The organism is Gluconobacter sp. Dm-73, assembly GCF_018256215.1.
Taxonomy (GTDB): Bacteria; Pseudomonadota; Alphaproteobacteria; order Acetobacterales; family Acetobacteraceae; genus Gluconobacter; species Gluconobacter cadivus.
This window is the reverse complement of record NZ_JAERLW010000015.1, coordinates 48,207-57,500: the sequence shown is the minus strand read 5'-3', so window position 1 is coordinate 57,500 and position 9,294 is coordinate 48,207. Positions and strand designations below refer to the sequence as shown.

The 9,294-nt window shown below is 60.3% G+C and carries 7 protein-coding genes (1 of these 7 cut by a window edge); 3 read left to right on the top strand and 4 right to left on the bottom strand.

The window, feature by feature from the left end; genetic code table 11:
- Together clpB and JK176_RS14155 are read right to left on the bottom strand one after the other, a co-directional pair.
- A protein-coding gene (gene clpB, locus JK176_RS14160; RefSeq protein ID WP_211588303.1) for an ATP-dependent chaperone ClpB crosses the window boundary here: on the bottom strand, window positions 1-2,576 show its 5' portion. Its footprint begins 25 nt before the window's first position; 2,576 of the gene's 2,601 nt are visible here — the first part of the coding sequence; its start codon is at window positions 2,574-2,576; its stop codon lies off the left edge, out of view.
- Window positions 2,577-2,667: 91 nt separating this feature from the next.
- Window positions 2,668-3,747, bottom strand: a complete 1,080-nt coding sequence (locus JK176_RS14155) for an aldo/keto reductase (RefSeq protein WP_211588307.1) — start codon at window positions 3,745-3,747, stop codon at window positions 2,668-2,670.
- Window positions 3,748-3,945: 198 nt separating this feature from the next.
- On the opposite strand from JK176_RS14155, the gene JK176_RS14150 reads away from it, so the two are divergent.
- Window positions 3,946-6,153, top strand: coding sequence for a S9 family peptidase (locus JK176_RS14150; RefSeq protein ID WP_211588302.1), 2,208 nt, complete (start codon window positions 3,946-3,948; stop codon window positions 6,151-6,153).
- 63 nt (window positions 6,154-6,216) lie between these two features.
- Here the strand turns inward: JK176_RS14150 and grxB are convergent, their stop codons facing one another.
- Entirely contained in the window at window positions 6,217-6,870 is a 654-nt protein-coding gene (grxB, locus tag JK176_RS14145) for a glutaredoxin 2 (RefSeq protein WP_211588301.1), read from the bottom strand.
- 30 nt (window positions 6,871-6,900) lie between these two features.
- The gene (locus JK176_RS14140) at window positions 6,901-7,527 is read right to left on the bottom strand and encodes a YqgE/AlgH family protein (RefSeq protein ID WP_211588300.1); all 627 of its coding nucleotides are present in this window, start codon (window positions 7,525-7,527) and stop codon (window positions 6,901-6,903) included.
- A gap of 143 nt (window positions 7,528-7,670) precedes the next feature.
- Here JK176_RS14140 and JK176_RS14135 point away from each other — a divergent pair, with 143 nt between their 5' ends.
- Window positions 7,671-8,426: an SDR family NAD(P)-dependent oxidoreductase gene (locus tag JK176_RS14135; protein WP_194263191.1), complete on the top strand. Its 756-nt coding sequence runs from the start codon at window positions 7,671-7,673 to the stop codon at window positions 8,424-8,426.
- The gene (locus JK176_RS14130; protein ID WP_194263148.1) at window positions 8,416-9,294 is read left to right on the top strand and encodes a polyphosphate kinase 2 family protein; all 879 of its coding nucleotides are present in this window, start codon (window positions 8,416-8,418) and stop codon (window positions 9,292-9,294) included. The genes JK176_RS14135 and JK176_RS14130 overlap by 11 nt, the downstream gene beginning before the upstream one ends.

Genomic DNA, 9,294 nt, shown 5'->3' with positions numbered 1-9,294 from the left:
TCAATCGTGAGGGCCTTGTCAGTGGCCGAAACCTTTACGGCTTCACCATCGTGGATGCTTCCTTCAAGCAGCAGGCTGGCCAGCGGGTTCTGGAGGCTGCGCTGAATGACACGCTTGAGCGGACGGGCACCGTAGACAGGATCGTATCCTTCTGCGGCCAGCCACTCAGTTCCCTTCTCGTCCAGTTCCAAATCAATCTTGCGATCTTCCAGCAGCTTCTGGAGACGGCTGATCTGAATCTTGACGATCCGGTCCATGTCCTTGCGCTGCAGGCGGGAGAACAGGATGATCTCGTCCAGACGATTGAGGAACTCGGGCCGGAAGTGATTCCGTACGACCTGCATGACCTGCGGACGGACCTCATCCACGGATTCACCGTCCGGCAGATTGGCCAAGACTTCAGAGCCAAGGTTGCTGGTCAGGACAATGATCGTGTTGCGGAAGTCCACCACACGTCCCTGCCCGTCCGTCAGACGTCCATCATCGAGAACCTGAAGCAGAATGTTGAAGATGTCCTCATGGGCCTTCTCCACCTCGTCAAACAGGATCACCTGATAAGGACGCCGACGAACGGCTTCCGTCAGCACACCGCCTTCATCGTAACCGACATAACCTGGAGGGGCGCCGATCAGACGGGAGACTGCGTGCTTCTCCATGAACTCACTCATGTCTATCCGCAGCAGGGCCTTCTCGTCATCGAACAGGAACTGCGCCAGAGCCTTGGTTAACTCGGTCTTGCCAACACCTGTGGGACCGAGGAACAGGAACGAACCGATCGGACGGTTGGGATCCTGAAGACCGGCACGGGCCCGGCGGACGGCGTTCGACACGGCCACAAGAGCCTGCTCCTGCCCGACAACACGATCACGCAGTGTGTCTTCCATACGGATCAGCTTGGCACGCTCGCCTTCGAGCATCCGGTCCACCGGCACCCCCGTCCAGCGGGACACGACCGAGGCCACGCCCTGATCTGTCACGGTATCAGCGAACAGTCCGCTTTTCGACGAGGCGTCCTCTTCTTCCTGAGCCTTGGCAATCTGAGACTCAAGGTTCGGAATCAGGCCGTACATCAGCTCGGAAGCCTTACCGAGATTACCCTGACGCTGCGCGACTTCCACATCGGAACGCGCGGTATCGAGCTGCTCCTTCAGCTTCTGGATCGCATTCACCCGATCTTTCTCGGCATGCCATTCGGCGCCCATCGCATCGGACTGCTCTTCCAGATCGGCAAGTTCAGCTTCCAGCGCGACCAGACGATCCTTCGACGCGGTATCGTCCTCCTTGCGGATGGCTTCCCGCTCGATCTTGAGCTGAATGATACGGCGGTCGAGTTCGTCCAGAGCTTCCGGCTTGCTGTCGATCTGCATCCGCAGACGGCTGGCTGCCTCGTCGATCAGATCGATCGCCTTGTCGGGCAGAAAGCGATCCGTGATGTAGCGATTGGAGAGGGTTGCGGCCGTAACAATGGCGTTGTCCGTAATGCGGACGCCATGATGCAGTTCGTACTTCTCTTTGATGCCACGCAGGATCGAGATCGTATCGGCAACGGACGGCTCACCAACGAAGACCGGCTGGAAACGACGGGCCAGAGCCGCGTCTTTCTCAATATACTTGCGGTATTCGTCTAGCGTCGTCGCACCCACGCAATGCAGCGTGCCGCGCGCCAGTTCCGGCTTGATGAGGTTGGACGCATCCATCGCGCCATCGGACCGACCGGCGCCGACCAGCGTGTGCATCTCGTCGATGAAGAGAATGATCTCGCCTTCAGCCGTCTCGATTTCCTTGAGAACAGCCTTCAGACGCTCCTCAAACTCACCGCGATATTTCGCACCGGCAATCAGTGCACCCATATCGAGCGACATCAGCTTCTTGTTGCGCAATGCCTCGGGCACGTCACCATTGACGATCCGCTGTGCGAGACCTTCAACAATGGCCGTCTTACCCACACCCGGCTCACCGATCAGGACCGGGTTGTTTTTGCTGCGACGGGCGAGAACCTGAATCGTGCGGCGGATTTCCTCGTCACGGCCAATAACCGGATCGAGCTTGCCAGCCTGAGCCACAGCCGTGACGTCACGGGCATATTTCTTCAGGGCGTCGAACGTATTTTCCGCTGAGGCACTCGTAACAGTCCGTCCCTTGCGAATTTCCGCAACAGCACGCTCCAGAGCCCCGGCACTGGCCTTACCCTCTACAAGTGCCTTGCCCGCAGCCGTATTGCTGGCGGCAATCGCCACAAGCAGACGGTCCTGCGCCACATGACTGTCGCCAGCTACTTTTGCAGCGGATTCCGCACCATCCAACAGACGGGCAAGATCAGGCGTCATCTGGGGCTGGCCCGCACCGGCACCCTGTACTTTCGGCAACTTTGCAAGCGCGGCGTCATTGGCGGTTTGGACGACCTTCGGATCGCCACCCGCTGCGCGGATCAGGCCGGAGGCCGCGCCCTGTTCATCGTCCAGCAGGGCCTTGAGCAGATGCTCCGGCGTCAGCTGCTGGTTGTAGTCCCGAAGCGCAATCGTCTGTGCGGCCTGAAGAAAGCCCTGGCTGCGTTCGGTAAAATTCTGAATGTCCATAGTCTTTAAAGTCCTCGTATGCCCCGTTGCGGCAGCATTGATGTTCTTGGCCGCCCCCGGAGGCAGCGGCCTGTGACTAATATTTAGGCAGTCATTTTTTCGTTTCAAGAGCCTCGCGGAGACGTTTTGCTGGCCCCTGCAACACGAGATCCGCCTTCGAAAGACGATCGAACGCGTTGCGGTTCTGGTGCCAGTACGGATAGATCAGGTCCGGCGCGCTCACATCGTCCAACCTGCGGACCTGCTCCTGCGTGAGACGAAGCGACGCGGCAGCGAGATTGTCCAGAAGCTGGCTTTCCTTGCGCGCGCCCAGAACCAGCGACGTGATCCCCGGCTTGTGTAGCGTCCAGGCCAGCGCCACGCGGGCCGCGGAAACACTATGCTCTTCCGCGATCTGCACCAGAACCTCCACCGTATCGTAGAGCTTCTTCAAATCCCGGACTTCCGGCTCCGGCCAGCCGGAAATCCGGCGTGAGTCTTCAGGTGCGGTCTTGCCGCGCCGGTATTTCCCCGTCAGCAGCCCACAGGCCAGCGGACTCCAGACCTGAACGCCGAGGCCCTGATCCACAGCAAGCGGCAGAAGCTCATATTCGGCGTCCCGTGCTTCAAGGGAATAATAGAGTTGCTGGCTGACGGGAGTGATCAACCGGTCCCGCTCGGCAGCGCCCAGCAGTTTCATGGCCTGCCAGCCTGCAAAATTGGAAATACCCGCATACCGGATCTTGCCCTGATCGCGCAGGGTCTGGAGCGCTTCAAGCGTTTCCTCGACCGGCGTCAGGCCATCCCATTCATGCAGATAATAGAGGTCGATATGATCGCGCCCCAGACGACGCAGACTGTCTTCGCAGGCATTAAGAATGTGATGGCGCGACAGACCCTGTTCGTTCGGCCCCTTCCCCGTCGGAAAACGCACCTTGGAGGTCACGAGCAGTTCGCGGCTGCGTCCCTGAAGAACACGACCCAGAATTTCCTCCGCCTCACCGCCGGAATAGGCGTCCGCCGTATCGAACATGTTCACACCATGCTCGACGCAGATATCCACCATCCGCGTGGCTTCGGCCACATCCACCTTACCGGTGGCGGAAAAATTGCCCTGCCCGCCGAATGTAACCGATCCGAAATTGAGTGCTGAAATCTTGAGGCCCGAGCGACCAAGCTGACGATACTGCATATCCATCAGGCTCCTTCTTGCTGAGACGTAGTGCAATGCAGAACACACGAACCCGGGATCGGTCCCGGTAAAATCGCTCCCGCTCTCGAAAACGTGAGAGGGTTGCGCAGATCCCTTCCGCAAACCCTGTTCACAAACGACGCCCCGGTCCATGATCGACGTCAAAATCCTGTCCGCCGTCATTCTTTTGGAGATGCAATGCCGTCAAATCCCCTTCGTCGGGCCCTTATGGCCTGCGCCCTCATCTCTCCAGTGCTGTCCGCCGGAATTGCCAATGCCGCCGATCCCGCGGCCTGCATGCTCGATCTCGCCAAGACCCGGAACGGCACACTGGGCCTGCCGAACCACGCGGAAATCACGCCGGACGGTCACTCCGTCCTGTTCCTGCGCTCAGGACCGTTTGACACGCATCTGCATCTCTACCGCTACGACCTGCCGGACCATACGCTGCGTGAACTGGCCGCCCCGGCGTCGGGGCCGGAGCATCTGTCGGTAGAGGAAAAAGCCCGGCGCGAACGGGCACGCCAGAGCATGTCCGGCATCACCGATTACCAGATGAGCGAGGACGGCGGCACGGTTCTCGCCTCACAGGGCGGGCAGCTCGAACGCATCGCTACGGATGACGGGCGGGTCACGCCGGTCGAGGGTCAGTGGATCGCACCCCGCCTCTCACCGGACGGCCTCAGCCTCGCCGCCGTGCGGGATAATGACCTTTATAGTGTCGATTTGGTCAGCGGACGTGAAACGCGCCTGACAACCGGCGGCAGCGACACGCTGAGCCACGGCCTCGCCGAATTTGCCGCTGCCGAGGAACTGGAACGTGCGGACGGTGCCTGGTGGTCGCCGGACAGCAAGACCATCCTGTTCGAGGAAGCCGATAACAGCGACGTCGAAAAGCACTACATCACCAACCCCGAAGCCCCGCAGGCCGAACCCGTCACCTTCCGCTATCCGCGCGCAGGCACGAACAACGCCAAGACGCGCTTCGGCCTCGTGGACGCCAAAGGTGGCCTGATCCGCTGGATTTCATGGGACCACGACGCATGGCCTTATCTCGGTCGCGTCGTCTGGCGGAAGAATGCCCCCCTCGCCATCGTCCTGCTCAACCGCGAACAAACGAAAGAGCAGCTTCTCACAATCGACCCCGCAACCGGCGCGCCCCATCTCCTTCTGGAACAATCCGACCCGGCCTGGATCGAACTGGACCCGCGCGCCGCGTCCGGCGGCCACAACCTGCCCGTCTTCCTTGACAACAACGCAGGCTTTCTCTGGGCCGCAGACCGGGGCAAAGACTGGCAACTCGAACTCCATGCCCCGAACGGCACACTCCAGCGCGTCCTGACGCCGCCCGGCCTGTCCTATATCGCCCTCAACGATTACGACGCCGAACACAACAGTCTCACGGTCACGGTCCGCGCCAACCGACTGGACAACGAGGTCGTTCATATCGACCTAAAAACCGGGGCCGGCACGCCGTTCGTGACGGAGCGCGGCATCCACAACATCCATGTCACCAACGGCACGCATACGGCCATGGTGGATACATTCGCCAGTGCCGCGGGCACGCGCCAGACTTTGGTGCGGGATACGGCAGGCCATGTCGTGGCGACACTTCCGGGGGTGGCGCAGGCGCCGAAACTTCCAGTCCATGTCGAGTTCACGACCGCAGGGGTGCGGGATCTGGACGCGGCCATCATCCGGCCAGAGAATTTCAGCGCCTCAAAACATTATCCGGTCGTGCTGTCCGTCTATGCCGGGCCGGGCTCCAAAATGGTTCACGACACGCCAACCTCCTATCTTGATGACCAGTGCCTCGCCAATCAGGGCTATATCGTCGTCACGCTCGACGGACGTGGAACGCCGGGGCGCGATCATGATTTCGAACGGGCCATCAAGGGCAACCTGATCGACCTGCCGCTTCAGGACCAGATCGATGGGCTTCAGGCGCTCGGCAAGCGTCATCATGAAATGGATCTCTCCCGCGTTGGTGTGCATGGCTGGTCCTTTGGCGGCTATTTCACCGCCATGGCGACCATCCGCCGTCCCGATGTGTTTAAGGTCGGCGTGGCGGGCGCACCGCCGGTCGATTTCGCGGATTATGACACAGCCTATACCGAGCGTTATCTCGGCACCCCGCAGGACGACCCGGAGGGCTATCGCAAGAGCGACGTCCTGACCTATGCCGACACGCTGAAACAGCCTCTGCTGCTCATGCACGGCATCACGGACGACAACGTCTATTTCGAGAACACCATGAAGCTGACGCAGGCCCTGCTCCATGCGGGCAAGCCCTATGACCTGCTCCTGCTGCCGGGCACGCATATGCTGCCCGATCCTGTCATTCGCGCCCGCGTAGCCCAGCGACGGGAGCAATTCCTGCACACGGTTCTTCAGCCCGGAAAATAATCACGACATAAAAAAGGGCAGGATCACGCGATCCGGCCCTTTTTTATGGAAATATCGCTGCGCTCAGACGGCAATATCGTCGAACAGTTCCACACCGGAGCGCACCGCCATGGCCTGTCGGTAGGCCTCGATCTCAGGGGGATAAACCACCCCACGGATCAGCGAGAGGCTGTGCAGATGCGCGAACAGATGGATATCATCCGTGGAGAGTTCGCCATTTACGGCCTCGGGCGAACGGATCAGCGGTGCCAGATCTTTCAGCAGTGCATTGAGCTGCGTCAGTTCTTCAGTCTTCTCTTCCAGAAGTGCGCTGAAGGCGCCGACGGAAGGCTCCTTGCGGCGGATAAATCCGGCGCGTGAGGATGTGGTGCCGAACTCCGGCAGCGGGGCGGCGGCAGCGCGCGGAAGGAACAGGCGATAAAGGGGCGCGGCGGCCTTCTGGAGCCAGGCCGTAATCTCCGGACGCGTGTCTCCCGTCAGAACGGGCGTTCCGATCCCATCGATATGCGTAACGATATCCATGCTTTCAGGCATGAAATGTCCGTTTTCTTCTAGGATGGGAACGACCTTGCGACCCACCATGCGGACCGGACCATCCACATCATCATTCAACAGGATGCGCTTCTCATAAGGGATCTTTTTGAACCCGAAGATCATCCGCGCCTTCGTGCAGAACGGGCAATGTTCATAAATGTAGAGGATATAGGGTGCGCTCATGCTGCCTTCCTGTCTCTGACGGGTGCCCTCTCAGGCTTCTCCGACTGATGAAGAAAAAAGAAGCGGGTCGATCTCGATAGCGTCCAGCGCCTGTCGCCATTTCTTTGTGTGGTCGGCGCCAAACACGATCTCACTGCTTGCCGGTGCCACAAACCACGAACTGTCCCGCAGGATTTCCTGTTCAAGCTGGCCCGGCGCCCAAGCCGCATGTCCGAGCGCCATCATCGCCTGTTTCGGTCCGCGTCCGGCAGCGATTTCGCGCAGGATATCCAGACTGGCGGTCAGAGTCGTGTGCCCATCAACGGCCAGACTGCCCTCCCCTGCCCAGTCCGCCGAGTGCAGGACAAAACCACGTGAATGCTCGACCGGACCGCCCATACAAACGCCGATCCGGCGTTCCGGCGGATTGGGATCGATTCCAAGCTGCGCGAACAGATCGTCCAGCCCCGGCTGCGCGAGACGCTTGTTGACGATCAGCCCCATTGCCCCGTCCTGCTCCGAATGAGCGCAGAGATAGATCACGGTCCGCTCAAAAAACGTCTCCGCCAGCGCAGGCGCGGCCACGAGTAACTGCCCCGTAAGGCCAGTCTCTCTACCCATCGCCGTCACAGCAGGGTCCGTCAGGTTGTCATTGCGTCCATCGAGTGTTTTTTTCATGCCTGCCAACATGGGTGCATCCCTTCCTGTATTGCAAGCGTTTGCCTTCAGGAGTGTTAATGACATCCAATGTCACTGACCTGAGCCCCGTACCGCCCACGAACCGCCCCTGCCGGGTGCGGACTGTCCGTCTGGAGATTGTCATGCCTCTCACCGTCCTCGTCACCGGCGCCACCGCAGGTTTCGGCCATGCCATTGCAACACGGCTTGTCCGCGAAGGCCATCGCGTCATCGCCACCGGACGCCGCAAGGAGCGGCTCGAAGCCCTCAAGGACGAACTGGGCGAGAGCGTTCTGCCCTTCACACTCGACATGACCAACCGTGACGCCCTGCGCGCCCTGCCCGCCGCCCTGCCCGAGGACTGGCAGGATATCGACGTTCTGGTGAACAATGCCGGTCTCGCCCTCGGCATGGAACCGGCACAGGACGCCGAACCCGACAACTGGGAATCCATGATCGCCACCAATGTTTCGGGCGTTGTCGAACTGACCCGGGCGCTTCTGCCGGGCATGGTCCAGCGCAATACGGGCTACATCATCGCTCTGGGCAGCACGGCCGGGACCTATCCCTATACCGGCGGGAACGTCTATGGCGCGACCAAAGCCTTCGTTCACCAGTTTACCCAGAATCTCCGCACGGATCTGCTCGGCACCCGCATCCGCGTGACCAATATCGAACCCGGCCTGTGTGGGGGTAGCGAATTCAGCAATGTGCGCCTGGGTGACGACGCCAAGGCAGCAGCCGTTTACAAGGACACAACACCGCTGACCCCGGAAGACATTGCCGGAACGGTCTCCTGGCTCATTGGTCTGCCGTGGCATGTGAATGTCAATTATCTGGAAATGATGCCGGTCTGTCAGGCCTCGGGCGGTCTTGCGGTGAACCGTCATGTCGGTTGAGATTGGCCTCCCCCCACAACTTCGCATCACGGACGGGAAAAAATTCCGCCTGTCCTCCATCCCGACGAATGACAAACTCGGTCGTCAGAAGAACGAGTCCCGTACCCGTATCCGCGACTGCGTGGACCGGATGTCCGTCCTGCAACAGCGTCTCGCGGCCTATGCGACGCATGGCATCCTCGTCGTGCTTCAGGGCATGGACACTGCAGGTAAGGACGGCGCGATCCGGCACGCATTTTCGGGCCTGAATCCGCAGGGCGTGCATGTTACGTCCTTCAAAGCCCCTGCCGGAATTTCAACGCGCCATGACGATCTGTGGCGCATCCATCTCGCCGTTCCATCACGCGGCGAGATCGGCATTTTCAACCGCAGCCATTATGAAGACGTTCTGGTGGAGCGCGTTCATCCGGACATGGTTCGGGCCCGCGGGCTCAATCCGGATCTTCCGGATTTCTGGGACCACCGTTTGCAGGATCTGCGGAACTTCGAGAGCTATCTGCACCGGCAAAACATCATCGTCCTCAAGCTGTTCCTCCATATTTCGCCGGAAGAGCAGCGTCTGCGTCTGCTCAAGCGGTTGGACCATCCGGAAAAACGCTGGAAATTCAGCCCTTCCGACATCAAGGAGCGTGAGTTCTGGCCGCATTATACCGCCGCTTACGAAGAGGCCATCCGCGCGACCTCAACGCCTGAAGCCCCGTGGATCGTCATTCCATCGGACCATAAATGGCTTGCCCGCGTGCTCGTGGCCGAAGCGCTGCTGGACACACTCGAAAGCCTGCACCTGAAAGAGCCGGAACAGAAACTCTCCGATTCCCTCCGCGATGCCCAACAGGCCCTGCTCAAAGGTGCGGCCAAAACCGTCTGA

Excerpts from the sequence above, each read along its gene's own strand:
- JK176_RS14155 (WP_211588307.1), bottom strand. The coding sequence starts at position 3,747 with ATGCAGTATCGTCAGCTTGGTCGCTCGGGCCTCAAGATTTCAGCACTC.
- JK176_RS14150 (WP_211588302.1), top strand. The coding sequence starts at position 3,946 with ATGCCGTCAAATCCCCTTCGTCGGGCCCTTATGGCCTGCGCCCTCATC.
- grxB (WP_211588301.1), bottom strand. The coding sequence starts at position 6,870 with ATGAGCGCACCCTATATCCTCTACATTTATGAACATTGCCCGTTCTGC.
- JK176_RS14140 (WP_211588300.1), bottom strand. The coding sequence starts at position 7,527 with ATGAAAAAAACACTCGATGGACGCAATGACAACCTGACGGACCCTGCT.
- JK176_RS14135 (WP_194263191.1), top strand. The coding sequence starts at position 7,671 with ATGCCTCTCACCGTCCTCGTCACCGGCGCCACCGCAGGTTTCGGCCAT.
- JK176_RS14130 (WP_194263148.1), top strand. The coding sequence starts at position 8,416 with ATGTCGGTTGAGATTGGCCTCCCCCCACAACTTCGCATCACGGACGGG.